Genomic DNA, 16,489 nt, shown 5'->3' with positions numbered 1-16,489 from the left:
AACGCCCGCTCCCGCTCCACCAGCAACGGCAACGCATCCGAACACGTCACCGACTCCCGCAACGGAAACCGCCCCAACACCCCAACCACCTCGGGAGACAGGGCGGCGGCGAGCCGGGCGACCGGGGGCCGGGACTCGTCGCGCAGGGCGCGGGCGGCGGCCCGTACCGTCTCCCGCCGCGGTCCGTCCGGCACTTCGGCGGCGGCCCGCTCGTACAGGTCGGCGCCCTCCTCCAGGACCAGGGCGACGTCGATGCGGTAGGGCACCTTGATCCGCGCGTGCCGCCGCCAGGTGGTCACCGGATCGGCCCATGCCTCCACGGTGTACGTCCAGTTGCCCATCGACGTCGGGGTCACGTCCGCGCCCCAGCGATCCGACCCGGGCTCCAGTTCCCGCATCGGTGTCCAGGGACCGGGACGGCCCTCGGGGTCCCTGAGCACCACGTTGGCACCGATCGCGCCGTGTCCCTCACCGAAGACCGTTGCGGTGACCTGGAAGGTCTCTCCCTCCACCGCCTTGGCCGGATGCCTCCCGCCATCGACGGCGGGCCGCACGTCCACGATCGGGATGCGCCCGGTCACGGACCGCACGCCGCCGATGGCAGGGGTGTTCGCGTCCCGGTGCGTGGCCTGCGGTTCCATGGACTTCGCCTCCTCCGCCGTTCTCGAGCCTCGGTGAGCGCCGGCTCTGTGGGGTTCACTTCCAGCTCCGCCTGACGTGCGCTACGCGTTCGCCGACCGTGCGGGACAGGTCCTGGCTGCGGTCCGCTCACGAGGGTCGCGACGTTCTCGCGGGTCGCGCCGCTCGCGGGTTTCGCGCGGGCCGTACGGATCGTGCGGGTCGTACGGAACGCCCCCTGGACGGGGTTGACGGGGGTTCAGGTACAGCTCGGCGGCGTCGACGGCCTCACGGGCACAGCGCTTCCCCATCAGCACGCACAGCGTGTAGCCGGTGTTCTCGAAGCTGCCGCGGACGGCTCTGTTGTCGGGCGACGCGAGCATCAGTCGCTCCCAGGCCCGGTACTGCTCGAGATGGCGGGCGACCTCGGCTCTGGCCGGCTGCAGCATGGCACGGTCACCTCCCACTCAGCACTGAGCACGGATCCGGAGGGTCCACGGGTGCGCCGTCCGGAGGGTGCACGAAAGCCGGGCACGGAGCGGGGGTGATCCGTTACGGCGATCGAGTCCTTCACCCATGGTGCACGGTGCAACACAAAGCGTCCTGTTCAAATGTGAACTACCGTGGCGGGCGGGCTTCGTGTTGCACGAATGGAGTAGCGCTCTCACTCTGGGACTGACTCAGAAGCGATGAGTGCTCACGCTTCGTGATCGGGGTCGGTCCCCTGGGCCGGAAGGGAAGCGAGAGCTTCGCCGGTGAGGAGCCAACGACAATGAAGACCGCAGCACCCTGCTACTACCACCTCGACGTGGAACTCAGCCCGGAACGCATCGGGCAGGTCCGGCGGATCCTGGCCGCCCATCTCCGGCACTGGGACCTCGATACACTCGTAGAGCCCGTATGCCAGTGCACCGACGCTCTACTGCGCACGATCGACCGGCACGCGACGGACAAGAACACCACGATCGAGATGTGGTGGAACGGTCAGCACCTGATCACCGCGGTCCAGGACACCGAACGGGACATCCGGCCGCACTACGCGCCGAGCGGCTGTCTGACGCAGATCGCGGCGCTGAGCAACGGCTGGGGCTACTGCGCCACCGCCGCCGGCGGCAAGATCGTCTGGTTCTCGCAGCGGGCCCGGGCGGGCGACCGGGCCCCCCTCGTCCCGGTGTCACCCTCGCCGAGCCTGCGCGAGACCCGCCCCCTCCCGCGCGCCCTGCCGCTCCCGGCGGTGGCCGCGGCACGGGACCGGGAAGAGCCGGCCCTCATCGGCGTCTAGCGGCGCACGGCGGGCCGTGCGTGCCCAAGGGCTGGGCACGCACGGCCGCAGCTACGGGCGCTTCCCGTCCCTCGGCCAACTGCCCTCCCCGAAAGGGAACTTCCCGGGGCGTTAGGGGCGAAGTGCCGTCAACTCCGTTCCATCGGGCGAGGGGTGGGTGCTGTCAGGCTCCGCACGGACTCATCGACGCCCCCGTCAATTCTCACGGTCACCCTGGTGGTGCCGGCTCTGCGGGACGTCCTTGACGAACACGATGCCGTCGGTGTCCGTCAGATGGGCGGGGTCGAGCGGGGCGTAGCCGAACCAGGGGGATACGCGGGCCGCGGGCCGCGCGTCACCGAGGGCGGTGGCCAGCCGCGCGGCGTCGATGACGCAGCGGTCCTCCGGGAGCGCGTACAGGAGTCCTTCGACGGTGTCCGGCGGCGGCGTGTCCACTCCCTGGTGCCGGATCGTGCCGAGGGCCGTGGCCACGAAGGCGTACCCCTCGCCCAGTCGGCTGCTCACCAGCGCACCGGCGCTCCACCACTCCAGCGGCATCCCGCCCATCCGCATCGTGCTCCTGGCCCGCTGGAGATGCCCGTTGTGGGCGTGCGCCAGCGCCGGGGCCCGCTCGGCGATGGCGAGCAGGTTGGCGGCCATCATCGAATCCCGCACGCTCACCAGCCGGCTCATCCGGGCGGGTGAGGTGTCGGCCATCCAGTGGTGGTAGCGCAGCAGGCCGGTCGCCGTACGTCCGTACAGGCGCGCCCGGTCCCAGTCGTCCCGCGGGGTCGCCGTGATCAGATGCGGCGTCTGCTCGTCCAGCAGCGCCACCAGATCGTCGGCGAGCAGCCGCAGTTGACCGGCCTCGGCCGACTGCCCCACGGACCGGGTCGGGTCCGTCATCGCGGCGGGATCGGTCCACCGGCCGTCGGCGCCGAGCAGGCGGTCGAGCGTTTCCGCGGTACAGGGGAGCAGATCCGCGTCCACCTGGGCGGAGAGATAGCCGTGGAGTGCGGTGAGGGCCTGCCGGGGGCTCGCGGCGCCGGTGATCTCCAGCGGGCCGTCGAATCCGGCGAAGCGGAGCCGCTCGGACGCGGGCCGGCTGTCGTTGTAGGCGCGCATCCAGCGCACGAGCTCGCGGTTGGCCGCGAAGGTGCCCCAGCCGTGGCTGAATCCATGCTCCATGACCTCGTCGAGAGAGCCCGTGCCCGAGGTGACGTAGTCGTCCACGACCAGGCCCGTCATGCAGTCGCTCTCGATCGCGATCGTCCGGTAGCCCTGCTGCTCGACGAGCTGCCGGAAGAGCTCGTTGCGCAGGTCGAGCAGAGTGTCCTCGCCGTGGGTCGGCTCGCCCAGGGCGAGCAACCGGGGCCTGGCCGGGAGCAGCCTCATGACCGCGGCAGCCTCGACGACATGGACGGCGTCCTTGATGTCAGTAGCCATGCCTTCAACCGTATCGTTGAACCTTCGGTTGAAACTTTTCCGCGCTATCATCGGCCTTATGGGCCAAAACCTTCAAAGGGGTGTGCGCCTCAGGCCGGTTGATCTGGCGCGTGGGCACGGTCTGTCCACGCAGGCGGTCAGGAACTACGAGGAGGCCGGCATCCTTCCGGCCGCCGGGCGCACTCCCCACGGCTACCGCGCCTACACCCCGCTGCACGTGGGGGCCCTGCGCGCGTTTCTCGCCCTGGTGCCCGGCCACGGCCACCGAACGGCGACGTCGATCATGCGGGCCGTGAACCAGGGCGCGGTCGATGAGGCGTTCCGCCTCATCGACGAGAGCCACGCCCAACTCCTCGACGACCGGCACACCCTCCAGGCCGTGGAGAGCGCCCTCCGCGACCTGGAGCCGACCGCGGCGCCCGAGCCCGGTGTGGGGTCCGAGCCGGTCACGGCGCCCGAGTCCGGCGCCACGTTCATCGGGCCGCTGGCAGGGAAGCTCGGAATCCGGCCCGCGACACTGCGCAAGTGGGAGAGCGCCGGGCTGGTACGCCCGCACCGCGACCCGCGGACCGGGTACCGCGTCTACGACGAGGCCGACGTACGGGACGCCCGACTGACCCACCAGCTCAGGCGGGGCGGCTACCTGCTGGAGCAGATCGCCCCGCTGATCGCCCAGGTGCGGGCGGCCGGCGGGCTGAAGCCGCTGGAGGCCGCACTGTGCGACTGGCACGGCCGGCTGTCCGCTCGCGGGCGGGCGATGCTGACCGGAGCCGCGGAGCTGGAGGCGTACCTCCGCGAGCGCGGATGAGACGACTTGCCGTCAACTCCGCTCTTTCGGCCAAGGGGTCGGTGCTGTCAGACTCCGCACGTGCCCGACTTCGACATACTCGTCATCGGATCCGGACCGGGCGGCCAGAAGGCCGCCATCGCCGCGGCCAAGCTCGGCCGCCGGGTCGCCGTCGTCGACCACCCCGACATGGTCGGCGGGGTCTCCATCCACACCGGCACCATCCCCTCCAAGACCCTGCGCGAGGCCGTCCTCTATCTCACCGGTCTCACCCAGCGGGATCTGTACGGGCAGAGCTACCGGCTCAAGGAGGAGATCACCGTCGGCGACCTGACCGCGCGCACCCGGCACGTGGTCGGCCGCGAGGTCGATGTCATCCGCAGCCAGCTCTCCCGCAACCGCGTCTCCCTCTTCACCGGGACGGGGCGGTTCACGGACCCCCACACCGTCGCGATACGCGAAGTGTCCGGCGAGGAACGGCGGTTGAGCGCCGAGCACATCATCATCGCCACCGGCACCCGGCCCGCCCGGCCCGCGAGCGTCGAGTTCGACGGCCGGTCGATCATGGACTCGGACAACGTCCTGGACCTGGAGCGGGTGCCCCGGTCGATGGTCATCGTGGGCGCGGGTGTGATCGGCATGGAGTACGCCTCCATGTTCGCCGCCCTGGGCAGCAAGGTCACGGTGGTCGAGAAGCGGCACGCGATGCTCGACTTCTGCGACGTCGAGGTGATCGAGTCGCTGAAGTACCATCTGCGGGACCTGGCCGTCACCTTCCGCTTCGGGGAGACCGTCGCGGCGGTCGAGCGGCACCCAAAGGGCACCCTCACCGTCCTGGAGAGCGGCAAGAAGATCCCCGCCGACGCCGTGATGTACTCGGCCGGACGCCAGGGCCTCACCGACGAACTCGACCTCGGCCAGGCGGGCCTGACCGCCGACGCGCGCGGCCGGATCAAGGTCGACGCGCACTACCGCACCGAGGTGGGGCACATCTACGCCGTCGGTGACGTGATCGGCTTCCCGGCGCTCGCCGCGACCTCGATGGAACAGGGCCGTATGGCGGCGTACCACGCCTGCGGCGAACCCGTGGAGGAGATGACCGCCCTGCAGCCGATCGGCATCTACACCATCCCGGAGATCAGCTTCATCGGGCGGACGGAGGATCAGCTCACCGAGGACTGCGTGCCGTTCGAGGTCGGCATCTCCCGCTACCGGGAGCTGGCCCGCGGGCAGATCATCGGCGATGCCCACGGCATGCTGAAGCTGCTGGTCTCCCCGGAGGACCGCACCCTGCTCGGAGTGCACTGCTTCGGCACGGGGGCCACCGAGCTGATCCATATCGGCCAGTCGGTCATGGGGTGCGGCGGCACCGTCGACTACCTGGTCAACGCGGTCTTCAACTATCCGACGCTCGCGGAGTCGTACAAGGTCGCCGCGCTCGACGCGACCAACAAGATCCGGCAGATCGCCCGGCTCAAGGACTGACGGCCCCGGGGCGCATCGGGCCCGTTGGGCCGTGCGGATGACCTGTGCGGCGGCCGACGGGCGGCCCGCATGGACAGCACGGCCCTGTGTGATCGAGACTCGGCGGGTGGCCAGGTACTACGACGTTCACCCAGACAACCCCCAGCCGCGCACGATCGGTCAGGTCGCCGACAGCATCCGCGAGGGTGCGCTCGTGGTCTATCCCACGGACTCCTGCTTCGCGCTGGGGTGCCGACTGGGCAGCCGCGACGGCATCGACCGCATTCGCGCCATCCGCCATCTCGACGACCGACATCACTTCACGCTCGTGTGCCAGGACTTCGCACAGCTGGGTCAGTTCGTGCACGTCGACAAGGACGTGTTCCGTGCGATCAAGGCGTCGACGCCGGGCAGCTACACCTTCATCCTCCCCGCGACCCGCGAGGTGCCGCGCAAGCTGCTGCATCCCAAGAAGAAGACGGTCGGCGTCCGGATCCCCGACCATGTGGTGGCACAGGCGCTGCTGGCCGAGCTCGGGGAGCCGATCCTGTCCAGCACCCTGCTGCTGCCGGGCGAGGAGGAGCCGATGACACAGGGCTGGGAGATCAAGGAGCGACTCGACCACATGGTGGATGCCGTGGTCGACTCCGGCGACTGCGGTACCGAGCCGACGACGGTCATCGACTTCTCCAGCGGCGAGCCGGAGATCGTGCGCAAGGGGGCGGGCGACACTTCGCGCTTCGAGTGACGGACCGGCGCAGAGCGTCCCGGCGACCTGGTCGACCGGGGCTGCTCGCCGGTCCTGGTGCGCCGGCGGACCTCGGACGTCAGCCGGTCAGCCGGCGCCCGAGCGGGCAGCCTCGTCCACGGGTTCGCCGTGCAGCAGGCGTACGAGAGAGTCGCGGTGCAGTCCGGCGAGCGCGTCCAGCAGGTCCGGGTGGCGCAGCAGCGCAGCCGCGCGGCGGTCCCGCTCACCGGGATCGGTGAGCCTGCGGAAGTCGAACGCCAGGCCCGCCGTGTGGTCAGTGGTGGCCAGCGCGGCGACCGCGTCCCGGGCCAGGGACGGGGCGGTCAGCAACGCGGCCGCCCAGCTGGCGACCACTTCGTCCACCCAGGTGCGCCAGCCCGCGTCGGTCTCGTCGGCGGCCGCCGCATCGGAGCCGGTGAGCCAGTCCAGGCGGGCGGAGCCGCCCGGTCCGACGAGGGCGACGAGGCCGGCGTCGGTGACGGTGGGATAGCGCAGCCAGGCGGCGACCATCACGGCCTGGGACGCCTGGGCCTCGGCCAGGGCGGCGTCCAGGGCTCCGCCGGTGCCCGGGTAGGAGCGCAGCAGCCACTGTGTGGTGGCGGCTATGACGGGGGACAGGTCGGCTGACATCAGCGTCACCTTACCCATCGGGCGAATGGGTGAAAATGGTGCGCATCACATCCGGGGCGGGCGTCCGTCAGTCCGGAAGCAGCAGTTCGCAGGTCTCCCCCGGCTCCACGCGCACCTCGTGGTGCGGCAGGCGGACGGCGATGGGGTCGCGGTCGGACGGGGGCACGGTGATCTCCAGCCGGCCCCGCTCCAGCCGCAGCCGTACGCCCCAGTGCCCGCGGTAGCGCACGGCGAACTCGTACGACGACAGCTCCGGCAGCGGCGCGGGGTCGAGCAGGAGCGCGCCGCCGCGGGTCTCCATGCCGGTCAGTCCGCGCTGGACGAGGTCGAGGGTGCCCGCCATGGCGCCCAGGTGGATGCCCTCGCCCGTGGTCCCGCCCTGGAGATCGGCGATGTCGCCCCGCAGCGCCTCCTGGCAGAAGGCCCACGCGCCGGCGCGCCGGGCCCGGGCCAGCACCCATCCGTGGACCAGGCCGCTGAGCGTCGAACCGTGGCTGGTCCGGGAGAGGTAGTAGTCGACCGTGCGACGCCAGAGGTCCTCGTCCAGCCGGTGGCCCAGACGGCCGAAGAGGCGCCGGAGTTCGGACGGTGAGAAGAGATAGCCGAGCATCAGTACGTCGGCCTGCTTGGACGCGCGGTAGCGGTTGACGGTGTCGCCCTCCGTCTCCAGGATCCGGTCGAGGCGCCGGATGTCTCCGTAGCGCTTGCGGTAGCCGTCCCAGTCGAGTTCGGCGAGTTCGCCGTAGCCGTCGAACTGGCTGATGACACCGTCGTGGAACGGCAGATGGAGGGTGCGGGAGACCTCCTCCCAGCGGTCGAGTTCGCCGCGGTCCAGGCCGGTGCGCTCGACCAGCTCGCGCCGCCGGGGTTCGGGCAGGACACGCAGCACCTCCAGGGCGCGTTCCAGCACCCAGGCGGCGGTGACATTGCTGTACGCGTTGTCGTCGAGGCCGGGCTCGCGGGCGCCGGGGTAGGCGTCGTGGTACTCGTCGGGGCCGACCACACCGCGGATGCGGTACCGGCCGAGGCGTTCGTCGTGCGTGGCCGAGTCCGCCCAGTAGCGGGCGATCTCCAGCAGCATCTCGGCACCCTTGGTGTGCAGGAACTCGGCGTCGCCGCTGGCCTCGCAGTACTGCCACACGTTGTACGCGACCGCCGATCCGACATGCCGCTGGAGCCGGCTGTGGTCGGGCAGCCAACGGCCGGAGAGCGGGTTGAGGTGCAGTTCCTGGGTCTCCTCGCGCCCGTCGCTGCCGCTCTGCCACGGGTACTGGGCCCCGCGCCGGCCGCTCGCGCGCGCCGCCGAGCGGGCGCGGTCGAGCCGCCGGTGGCGGTAGTGCAGCAGGGCCCGGGACACCTCGGGGAAGTGCAGGTTGAGATACGGCAGGACGAACAGCTCGTCCCAGAAGACGTGCCCGCGGTACGCCTCGCCGTGCAGGCCCCGGGCGGGCACGCCCACATCGAGGTCGGCGGTGTGCGGCGAGAGCGTCTGCAGGACGTGGAAGAGGTGCAGCCGCAGCACATGGCCCGCCTCCCCGGGAACGTGGAGCGCGGCCCGGCGCCAGAGCTGCCGCCAGGCGGTGCAGTGCCCTTCGAGCAGGGCGTCGAAGCCAGGGGCCGCGCTCACCCGGTCGATCGCGGTGCCCAGCGGGTCGGTGATCGCGGGGTCGCGGGAGGTGTGCAGGGCCGCCGTCTTGTCCACGGTCACGGTCCGGCCGGGCACCAGGTCGAGCAGTACGCGCTGGACGGCGCGGGGGAAGGTGTGGTGGGTGGTGGCGGGGACGCTCGCGGTCAGCCGGGCCGCCAGGCCGATCCGGATGTCGGAGGTACGGGTGCGGCAGCGCAGCCAGACCGTGTCCGGGGCGTGGGTCCCGGTGTGGACGTGGGTGAGATGGCGGCCGTCCAGGTCGCGGTAGCGCGCCACGCCCGCGTTGGTGACGCCGCCGTCGAGCGCGGCCTCGACCTCCAGTGCGACGGCGCCGCCCTCGACCGTGAACTCGGTGCGCAGGGCCGCGAGATGGGGGTCGGCCATGTGCACCAGGCGCTGCTGGCGGACCGACAGCGTGCGGCGCCCGCCGAGCGCGTAGCGGGTGCGGCGCTCCAGCAGTCCGTCCGACAGGTGCAGGATCTGACGGTGGTCGAGCACGGTCCCCGTGTCCGGGGTGAGCCACCGCTGTCCGGCGAGGCGGAAGCGCAGTGGCAGCCAGTTGGGCAGGTTGACCATGTCCTCGTTCTCGACCCGGTGCCCCGCCCAGCGCGTGGTGAGCCGGTTGTAGCAGCCCGCCGCATAGGTGCCCGGGTAGTGCACCTGGTCCGCGGAGCACTCGGGGAGCGCCCCACGGGTGGCGAAGCAGCCGTTGCCCAGCGTGCACAGGGACTCCCTCAGCCGCTCGTCCCGGGGTTCGTAGCCCTCGTACTGCCAGGTCCAGCCCGTCACTGCGGCACTCCTCCCAAGCGGTGGGCTCACTCGTGCTGCGGCACGATCGCGACCGGGCAGTCCGCGTGGTGCAGCAGGGTATGGCCGACGCGGCCGAGCTGGAGGCCGAGGTGGCCCTTCCTGCGCCGCGCGCCGATGATCACGAGGTCGGCTGCCGCCGAGCGCTTCAGCAGCACCGTGCGGGCCGGCCCCTCCGCCGTGGCGGGCCGCACGCGGACGCCGGGGCGCTCGGCCGCCGGGCCGCGCAGCAGCACGTCGAGCAGCAGGGACGCGCGCTGCTCGTGCAGGCGTACCGGTATCCCGGCGGGGGCGGAGTGGTCGATGGTCTCGTGCGTCGGCCGGCGCCAGGCCCGTACGACGTCGAGAACGCAGTCGCGTGCCTCGGCCTCACGGAAGGCGAACCGCACCGCCTCGGCCGTCGAGTCGGGGTCCCCGGCCCCGAGCAGGATCCGCTCGTGCGTACCGGCGAGTCCGGCCCGGTCGCCGCGGACGACGATCACGGGACAGTACGCTCGTGCGGCCACGGACAGGCTGACCGAGCCGAGGAGCAGCCCCTTCAGTTCGCCGCGGCCACGGGATCCGGTGACGAGGGCGGCGGCGCTCTGGCCCTCGTGCAGCAGCGCGGACACCGCGTCCTCGGGCAGGACGTCCGTGCAGACCCGCACCGCGGGATCGCGTCGACGGGCGCGCTCGGCCGCCGACTCGACGACGTCGCCGAGCCGCGCTTCCTCGGACCGGTACTCGGGATCGCCCGACGGTGCCCCGCCTTCGTAGCGTTCCCACAAGGAGGCGTACACCAGCCGCAGCGGCAGCCCGTGCCGGGCCGCCTCGTCCACGGCCCAGTCGACCGCGGCGAGACTGGGCTCCGATCCGTCGACGCCCACGACCAGGGGCAGTTCCATCCTTTCCACCGCCTTCCGCCGGGCTGCGGTTGGCGCGCAGCGCCAAGCGTCTCCTTTCACCATCGCACCATGGACCGGTTCGGCATCAGGGCCCGTGCGGACTTCTTCGGGGACGCACGGCCCTGCCCCTCAGACCTGGCGGTTCCGCCGCTCGCGTGGTGTCCTGAAGGGGACGGGAAGGGCCCGGGAAAGACGCGGAGCAGCGGCTTGCTTCCGCGCACCGCGCAATCAGGATCCGCGAGAAGCGGATGGGGTCCTTCCCGCCTCGTCATGGCGGACCGGTGGAGCCGCCGGGCGGCCCGGACGGCCGTGGGCGGCCCGGGCGACGAGCGTGGACGCGCGCCCCGCGAGGACCACACGCCCCCGTCCGGACCGCCCGGGAGGCGTCCTCGTGAGTCGTCCGGTCCCGGGACGGGGCCGAACGACCCCCTGCCGGGACCGGGCGGCCCGTGGCGCGGTTCGCCGTGCGCGGCCACGCTGAACACAGAAATGACACGGTCTGCCGCAGAGCGCGGGAGGAAGCCGCTGCGCCACGCGAAGGACTCGCTGACCGGCCCCCGGCGACCGTAACGAAAGGACAGGGAGCGATGACCTCTGCCACCACCATGACCGCCGCCCTCCCGGTCGAGCACCGCGAACGGCTGATGCAGATCGCCCGCCACGTCTCCTTCCCGGAGGGAACCCGTCTGTTCGAGGAGGGCCGGCACGCCGACCGGTTCTGGATCGTCAGGACCGGCACGGTGGCGCTGGATCTTCATGTGCCCGGCCGCCGGGCCCCGGTCATCGAGTCGCTCGGCCATGGCGAACTGGTCGGCTGGTCCTGGCACTTCACCCCGCATGTGTGGCAGCTGGGCGCCGAGGCCATGACTCCGGTGCGGGCCTACGAGTTCGACGCGGTGACCGTGCGGGCGATGTGCGACGCGGACCCCGAGTTCGGCCGTGCCATCGCCGTCTGGGTGGGCCGCGTCCTCGCGCACCGGCTGCACGCGGCCCGTACCCGGCTGCTCGATCTGTACGCCCCCTACGGCAGCGGGGAGCGTTGAGGAGGACACCGTGACGGGCAGCCCGCACCGGGTGGAGGACGTGATGACCCGCGCCGTCGTCGCCGTCGGCCGTGACGCCCCCGTCAAGGACATCATCGGCCTCATGGACCGGTGGAAGGTCAGCGCCCTGCCCGTGCTGGAGGGCGAGGGCCGTGTCGTCGGTGTCGTCTCCGAGGCCGATCTGCTGCCCAAGGAGGCGGTACGGGAGAGCGACCCGGACCGATACGCCGAGGCGTGCCGGCTGCCCGAGGCGGCCGGGGCGGAGGCGATGACGGCGGGCGAGCTGATGTCCTCGCCGGCGATCACGGTCCATCCCGGGAGCAGTCTCGCCCAGGCCGCCCGGATCATGGCCCGGCGCCGGGTCAAGCGGCTTCCCGTCGTCAATGACGAGGGGATGCTCGAAGGCGTGGTCAGCCGGGCGGACCTTCTCAAGGTGTTCCTGCGACCGGACAACGACATCGCCGACGAGGTGCGGCGCGACATCGTCGACATCCTGTTCCCGGCCCCGGTCGAGCCCGTCCACATCATGGTGACCGAGGGCGTCGTCACCCTCACCGGGAAGGTCCCGGACACCACCGTGATCCCGGTGGCGCTGCGCCTGGCCCATGCGGTCGAGGGTGTGGTCGACGTGGACAGCCATCTGTCCGGAACCGACCGGGAGTGACTAGGGCGTGTTTCGAAAGTAGCGTCGCCCGCCCCGAAGGGCGGGGCCCGCGGCGTCTGGTGCGGTGCATCGCAAGGCGGAGGGTCGTCCGCGTACTGGGCGTACGCGGATGCCCCCGACAACGCGGCGAGGTGCCGTGCCTGGGGGCACCTCCCAGCCGCCGGGCTGGGGGAGTCGCGGGCCGGACGGGACTTTCGAAACACGCCCTAGGCCCGCCCGCGGCCGGCAGGCCGCGCCGGCCGCGGGGGCGGGTCAGCCGGCCCTCCTGCGCCACTGCGGGCCGAACCACTCCCACTCCCGGTCCCATGCCTCCATGCGCCGGCGGTTCAGCCGTCCGCGCAGCAGCCGGCCGCAGACCAGCACCCCGGCCGCGGCGGCCATCCCGGCCAGCGTTCCCACGACCTGGGCCTGCGTCCGCGCCTGATCCGCGGTGGCCGGCCTGGAGACCAGCGCGCCCGACCGGTCCGTCCACACGGTGACCGCGGTGCCCGCCCTGGTACCCGGCTGGACCTTGGCCAGACCCGTGTGCGGCGAACCGGAGGCGGTCCAGCTCACCTGCGCCCACATGCCGCCGTCGCCGTATCCGGACAGCGCCCCCGGCTTCCGGCCCGCGTCCTGGGTCAGCACGGCGCGGGCCGCGTGGGACCGGGCGCGGTGCGCGGCGAGCGTCTGGTCCACGACTCCCGCCGCCGCCCGGCCCCCGAGCACGCCGGCCAGGAGCACGAACGCCCAGATGCCGAGGACCAGCCACGCCTCCAGCCGGTCGCTGCGGCGCCGCAGCGGATTGCGCCGCCACCGCCACAGCCAGGCGCCCGGCCGTCTCGTCCCCCTGATACGCCCTGTCGCTGCCATCGGCCGTCACCTTCTCGCGCGCGCCGTAGGACCGCTGTCTCGCCGTGTGCCGTGGGATCGTCCTCCTCGTGCCGTGGAACCACCTCGCGGGCGAGGCGGGATCATGAGCCGCCGCCGGAACGGCGCGGGCCGGTGTCATCACGGGATGCTGCCGACGCCCCGGGCCCCGTGCACGACGCGGTCCGCGGGGTCGTCTGCGGGCAGGTCGGGGTCGAGGTCCGGGCGCCGGGGCGGACCCGAGAGCGCGCAGTCCACGTCCACCACGCCCTCGACGCCGCGCACCAGGCGCGTCACCACCGGCACGAGCGAGGTGTCCGGGACGCGCCCGATGAGCCTCACGACCCCGTCGCACACCTCCACACGGACCGGCTCCGGCGGGGCCGGGAACAGATGGGCGACGATCTCGTCGCGGACCTCCTCGGCGATGTCCTCGTCCTCCCGCAGGAACACCTTCAGCAGGTCGAAGCGGCTGACGATACCGAGCAGCGCGCCGTCGTCGCTGACGACGGGGAGCCGTTTGACGCCGGACCGGGCCATGGTCCGGGCCGCCTGGCCGAGGGTCGCGTTGGCGGAGATCGTGACCGCCGGGGCGGTCATCAGCTCCTCGGCGGTCACCGCACCGGCCTTGACCAGCTCGGACAGCCGCTCCAGGCGGGACTGCCGGTCCTGGTCGCTGTCGCCGCGGTACTCCTCCTTGCGCAGCAGATCGGCCTCGGAGACGACGCCGACGACCCTGTTCTCCTCCTCCAGCACGGGCAGGGCGCTGACGTTCCACTGCCGCATGGCCTTGACGATGTCCTTGAACGTCGCCGCTCGGCCCAGTGCGACGACCTTGCGGGTCATGACGTCGCCCACGAGGCGCGGAGTGCCGTGCATGGTGTCCTCCCGTGATGTCGAGGCGGGGACGGGGTGACGAGCCGCACCCGGGTCATACGGTGATGCGCCGCCCGGTGATGCTGAGGGTCTCGATCCGGATCCACAGGTCCCGCTCCCCGCCCGCCCACGGCTCGCTGTACGCCTGCTCCTCCAGCCGTTGTACGGAGTCGGGATCCGTGACCGTGCTGGCGTGCCCGCGCACCAGGACGCTCCAGCCCTGGCTGAACGAGGCGTCGATGCGGTCGACCTCGAAGGCCACCTGGGTGCCGGACGCCTGGGACGGCACGGTGCCCGGGGCGGTTCTGAAGACGACGGCGCCGTCGATGACGCCGTAGTTCACGGGGACGATCTCCGGTCCCGAGACGGTGGGCACGGCCAGGCGTCCCACACCGTGCGACGACAGCAGGTCACGGCACTCCCGGATGGTCATCTCGGAGAACTTCGGATGCGCCCCGGCCTGCCCCAGGCCGGGGGGCAGCTCGACGTCGCCGCCGGTGAGTTCGAGCACCGTGGTCTCGAGCGCTCCGGCCAACCGGAGCAGGGTGCTCACGCCCGGCGCGGCGGTGGGCTGCTCCTCCAGATACTGCAGATAGCTGGAGGCCATCCCCGCCCGGGCGGCCGCCTGGCACCGGGACAGACCGAGCTCCTCTCGCCGCAGCGCGAGCCTGCGCCCTAGAGCGCCCGCGGGATGGCCTTCCGTCGTGTTCGACGATCCCTGTACGGCCATGGCCCGTCACTCCTTCTCCTCACGCCGCTCGGACGGCGACGACCTCGTGCTGCTCCCCGCCCAGTACCACCTTGAGTGCGCCGGTGTCGGCGCCCCGGCCGAAGACGTCGTAGGCCTCCTCCATCTGATCCAGCGGGAAGGTGTGCGTGACCAGAGAGGAGGTGGGCAGCCGGCCGGCGGCAGCCATCCGTAGCAGCGTGGGGGTGGAATAGGTGTCGACCAGGCCGGTGGTGAGGGTGATGTCCTTGCTCCAGAGTTCCTCGAGGTGCAGGGTCACGGGCTTGCCGTGGACGCCGATGTTGGCCACGTGTCCGCCGGGGCGCACCATGCGGGTGCACAGCTCGAAGCTCTCCGGCGCCCCGACCGCCTCGATGACCACGTCGGCGCCGAGCCCGTCGGTGAGGTCCGCGATCAGCTGCTCGGGGGCCTGGTCGGCGTCGGACAGGGCGTCCGCACCGAGCTGTTTGGCGGCGTCCAGCCGCGTCGCGGCCCGGTCCACGGCGACGATGCGTTCGGGGGCGAACAGCCGGGCCGTGGCGATCGCCGCGAGCCCGATGGGTCCCGCTCCCACGACGGCGACGGTGTCCCCGGGGCGTACGTGTCCGTTGAGCACCCCCACCTCGTAGGCGGTGGGGAAGATGTCCCCGAGGAGCACGGCGTCTTTGCTGTCCACGGTGCCGGGCAGCGCGTGGAGGGACAGGTCGGCGTAGGGGACCCGGACGTACTCGGCCTGGGTGCCGTCGATCAGCCGGCCGAGGATCCAGCCCCCACCGCCGCGGCACTGGCCGTACGTCCTCTCCCAGCAGTAGCCGCACCGGCCGCACGCGGTGATGCAGGAGACCAGGACGCGGTCGCCGGGCCCCACGGTGTGCACATCGTTGGCGGTCTCGACGACCTCGCCGACCGCCTCGTGGCCCAGCACGGTGCCGGGGCGCGTCTCGGGCACGTCGCCCTTGAGGATGTGCAGGTCCGTCCCGCAGATGGTGACGGTGTCGACGCGCACGATCACGTCGGTGGGGTCCTTGATGGCGGGATCCGGGACCTCTTCCCAGGCGGCCTGTCCGGTGCCGTGGAAGACGAAGCCCTTCATGGCGATCCTCCCTCCTGTCCCCGGGCCGGCTTCGGTCGGGGGACGCGTGGAAGCCGTGGGGCCGGACATCCGGCAGGATGCGAGTATTGCCCTTCCTATCCAGCTTGTCCGATTCTCTCAGGATCCGCCTGGGCCGGACAGTCCCGATCGCCCGGGCCTCGGGGCGCCTCCCCCGTCGGCACGCCGCCTGCCCCGTTCGGCCCCGGTCGAAGGGGGCCGAACGGCCCTACCGGAAACGGGCCCGTTCCGCTTGGCTCGCAGCATGTTCGCAGTGCAGTCCGGGTGGTCGTCAGGGGGGCCTGGACACATGGGCAGCGCGACGGCGGTCGTGCGGCTGAGTGGCGAGATCGACATCCTCGCGGTGCGGTCCCTCGGCCCCCGGCTGGACGCCCTCACCACCGAGTCGCGTCCGGACCTGGTGCTGGATCTGCGCCCGGTGTCCTTCCTCGACTGTGCCGGGCTCGGTCTGCTGTGCCGGGTCCGCAACCGCGTCCTCGCGCGGGGCGGCCGACTGCGACTCGTCGTCGACGGCACCCGGGTGCCGCGCGTCCTGCGCAGCGCCCGGCTGACCGGCGTCTTCGACGTGCACTCCGACGTCCCGGAGAACATCACCTTCGCTCACGGCCAGGACATCACCGCCGCGGAGGGCTGATTCCGGCCTCGGGACGAGCGGAGACCGCCCCTGCCCCGCGGCCGCCGTGGCGCGGCGGGCGGACGCGGTCCCGTACCGGTCACCGGAGCGGTCACCGAGGCAGCGCCGGCGGACAGGTTCGGCCCTAGTCAGGCCACTAAGCGACATGTCCCGCCAGGCCCGCCCGGCATGCGCTGGGATGGCCCGACTCATGGTGAATCGGAACCTGGGGTCGGGATGGAGATGAGCGACGTGACCGAACCACTGCCGCCATGTGCCGTCGATGCGGTCGCGCCTGAGGGGTGCGCGTGCG

At 72.1% G+C, this 16,489-nt stretch carries 17 protein-coding genes; 7 read left to right on the top strand and 10 right to left on the bottom strand.

Translation table 11 applies throughout. The features are described from left to right. Together AB0L95_RS22180 and AB0L95_RS22175 are read right to left on the bottom strand one after the other, a co-directional pair. On the bottom strand, positions 1–641 hold a 641-nt coding region (locus tag AB0L95_RS22180; protein ID WP_365163735.1), incomplete at its 3' end, for a maltotransferase domain-containing protein. Positions 642–722: 81 nt separating this feature from the next. Further along, positions 723–1,067, bottom strand: a complete 345-nt coding sequence (locus tag AB0L95_RS22175) for a DUF5133 domain-containing protein (protein ID WP_365163734.1) — start codon at positions 1,065–1,067, stop codon at positions 723–725. Between the two features lie 323 nt (positions 1,068–1,390). Here AB0L95_RS22175 and AB0L95_RS22170 point away from each other — a divergent pair, with 323 nt between their 5' ends. Further along, on the top strand, positions 1,391–1,900 hold the full coding sequence (locus tag AB0L95_RS22170) for a pep a2 (protein ID WP_365163733.1): 510 nt from the start codon (positions 1,391–1,393) through the stop codon (positions 1,898–1,900). A gap of 195 nt (positions 1,901–2,095) precedes the next feature. On the opposite strand, the gene AB0L95_RS22165 is transcribed toward AB0L95_RS22170, so the two are convergent. Then, positions 2,096–3,325 (bottom strand): erythromycin esterase family protein, encoded by a 1,230-nt coding sequence (locus tag AB0L95_RS22165; RefSeq protein WP_365163731.1) that lies wholly within the window; start codon positions 3,323–3,325, stop codon positions 2,096–2,098. A gap of 58 nt (positions 3,326–3,383) precedes the next feature. Here AB0L95_RS22165 and AB0L95_RS22160 point away from each other — a divergent pair, with 58 nt between their 5' ends. The 3 genes from AB0L95_RS22160 to AB0L95_RS22150 all read left to right on the top strand — a co-directional run bounded on the left by AB0L95_RS22160 (position 3,384) and on the right by AB0L95_RS22150 (position 6,324). Beyond that, positions 3,384–4,133: a TioE family transcriptional regulator gene (locus AB0L95_RS22160; RefSeq protein WP_365163730.1), complete on the top strand. Its 750-nt coding sequence runs from the start codon at positions 3,384–3,386 to the stop codon at positions 4,131–4,133. 60 nt (positions 4,134–4,193) lie between these two features. After that, a complete protein-coding gene (sthA, locus tag AB0L95_RS22155) occupies positions 4,194–5,597 on the top strand; it encodes a Si-specific NAD(P)(+) transhydrogenase (RefSeq protein WP_365163729.1) in 1,404 nt (467 codons plus the stop codon). A 106-nt stretch (positions 5,598–5,703) separates the two neighbouring features. Further along, entirely contained in the window at positions 5,704–6,324 is a 621-nt protein-coding gene (locus AB0L95_RS22150; RefSeq protein WP_365163727.1) for an L-threonylcarbamoyladenylate synthase, read from the top strand. A gap of 87 nt (positions 6,325–6,411) precedes the next feature. Here the strand turns inward: AB0L95_RS22150 and AB0L95_RS22145 are convergent, their stop codons facing one another. From AB0L95_RS22145 to AB0L95_RS22135, 3 genes are all read right to left on the bottom strand, one after another. Then, entirely contained in the window at positions 6,412–6,954 is a 543-nt protein-coding gene (locus AB0L95_RS22145; protein WP_365163725.1) for a hypothetical protein, read from the bottom strand. A gap of 67 nt (positions 6,955–7,021) precedes the next feature. Further along, positions 7,022–9,391, bottom strand: coding sequence for a glycosyl hydrolase family 65 protein (locus AB0L95_RS22140; RefSeq protein ID WP_365163724.1), 2,370 nt, complete (start codon positions 9,389–9,391; stop codon positions 7,022–7,024). A gap of 26 nt (positions 9,392–9,417) precedes the next feature. Next, positions 9,418–10,293: a universal stress protein gene (locus AB0L95_RS22135; RefSeq protein ID WP_365163723.1), complete on the bottom strand. Its 876-nt coding sequence runs from the start codon at positions 10,291–10,293 to the stop codon at positions 9,418–9,420. A 587-nt stretch (positions 10,294–10,880) separates the two neighbouring features. Between AB0L95_RS22135 and AB0L95_RS22130 the strand changes: the two genes are divergently transcribed. Together AB0L95_RS22130 and AB0L95_RS22125 are read left to right on the top strand one after the other, a co-directional pair. Next, on the top strand, positions 10,881–11,336 hold the full coding sequence (locus AB0L95_RS22130) for a cyclic nucleotide-binding domain-containing protein (RefSeq protein ID WP_365163720.1): 456 nt from the start codon (positions 10,881–10,883) through the stop codon (positions 11,334–11,336). Between the two features lie 10 nt (positions 11,337–11,346). Further along, the gene (locus tag AB0L95_RS22125) at positions 11,347–12,000 is read left to right on the top strand and encodes a CBS domain-containing protein (RefSeq protein ID WP_365163719.1); all 654 of its coding nucleotides are present in this window, start codon (positions 11,347–11,349) and stop codon (positions 11,998–12,000) included. A 252-nt stretch (positions 12,001–12,252) separates the two neighbouring features. Here the strand turns inward: AB0L95_RS22125 and AB0L95_RS22120 are convergent, their stop codons facing one another. The 4 genes from AB0L95_RS22120 to AB0L95_RS22105 form a co-directional block, all read right to left on the bottom strand. Beyond that, the gene (locus tag AB0L95_RS22120) at positions 12,253–12,852 is read right to left on the bottom strand and encodes a hypothetical protein (RefSeq protein WP_365163717.1); all 600 of its coding nucleotides are present in this window, start codon (positions 12,850–12,852) and stop codon (positions 12,253–12,255) included. 138 nt (positions 12,853–12,990) lie between these two features. After that, entirely contained in the window at positions 12,991–13,728 is a 738-nt protein-coding gene (locus tag AB0L95_RS22115; protein ID WP_365163716.1) for a CBS domain-containing protein, read from the bottom strand. Positions 13,729–13,780: 52 nt separating this feature from the next. Next, positions 13,781–14,455, bottom strand: a complete 675-nt coding sequence (locus AB0L95_RS22110) for a pyridoxamine 5'-phosphate oxidase family protein (protein ID WP_365163715.1) — start codon at positions 14,453–14,455, stop codon at positions 13,781–13,783. Positions 14,456–14,474: 19 nt separating this feature from the next. Beyond that, positions 14,475–15,545, bottom strand: a complete 1,071-nt coding sequence (locus AB0L95_RS22105; RefSeq protein WP_365163714.1) for a zinc-dependent alcohol dehydrogenase family protein — start codon at positions 15,543–15,545, stop codon at positions 14,475–14,477. A 307-nt stretch (positions 15,546–15,852) separates the two neighbouring features. On the opposite strand from AB0L95_RS22105, the gene AB0L95_RS22100 reads away from it, so the two are divergent. Further along, on the top strand, positions 15,853–16,197 hold the full coding sequence (locus AB0L95_RS22100) for an STAS domain-containing protein (protein ID WP_365163712.1): 345 nt from the start codon (positions 15,853–15,855) through the stop codon (positions 16,195–16,197). Positions 16,198–16,489: the final 292 nt, after the last annotated feature.

It is taken from the genome of Streptomyces sp. NPDC052036 (assembly GCF_040680495.1).
Classification (GTDB): Bacteria; Actinomycetota; Actinomycetes; order Streptomycetales; family Streptomycetaceae; genus Streptomyces.
This window is presented reverse-complemented; position numbering and strand designations above follow the sequence as displayed.

Coding starts and splice junctions, on each gene's coding strand:
- AB0L95_RS22175 (WP_365163734.1), bottom strand. CDS start 1,067: ATGCTGCAGCCGGCCAGAGCCGAGGTCGCCCGCCATCTCGAGCAGTAC.
- AB0L95_RS22170 (WP_365163733.1), top strand. CDS start 1,391: ATGAAGACCGCAGCACCCTGCTACTACCACCTCGACGTGGAACTCAGC.
- AB0L95_RS22165 (WP_365163731.1), bottom strand. CDS start 3,325: ATGGCTACTGACATCAAGGACGCCGTCCATGTCGTCGAGGCTGCCGCG.
- AB0L95_RS22160 (WP_365163730.1), top strand. CDS start 3,384: ATGGGCCAAAACCTTCAAAGGGGTGTGCGCCTCAGGCCGGTTGATCTG.
- AB0L95_RS22145 (WP_365163725.1), bottom strand. CDS start 6,954: ATGTCAGCCGACCTGTCCCCCGTCATAGCCGCCACCACACAGTGGCTG.
- AB0L95_RS22135 (WP_365163723.1), bottom strand. CDS start 10,293: ATGGAACTGCCCCTGGTCGTGGGCGTCGACGGATCGGAGCCCAGTCTC.
- AB0L95_RS22130 (WP_365163720.1), top strand. CDS start 10,881: ATGACCTCTGCCACCACCATGACCGCCGCCCTCCCGGTCGAGCACCGC.
- AB0L95_RS22120 (WP_365163717.1), bottom strand. CDS start 12,852: ATGGCAGCGACAGGGCGTATCAGGGGGACGAGACGGCCGGGCGCCTGG.
- AB0L95_RS22115 (WP_365163716.1), bottom strand. CDS start 13,728: ATGCACGGCACTCCGCGCCTCGTGGGCGACGTCATGACCCGCAAGGTC.
- AB0L95_RS22110 (WP_365163715.1), bottom strand. CDS start 14,455: ATGGCCGTACAGGGATCGTCGAACACGACGGAAGGCCATCCCGCGGGC.
- AB0L95_RS22105 (WP_365163714.1), bottom strand. CDS start 15,545: ATGAAGGGCTTCGTCTTCCACGGCACCGGACAGGCCGCCTGGGAAGAG.
- AB0L95_RS22100 (WP_365163712.1), top strand. CDS start 15,853: ATGGGCAGCGCGACGGCGGTCGTGCGGCTGAGTGGCGAGATCGACATC.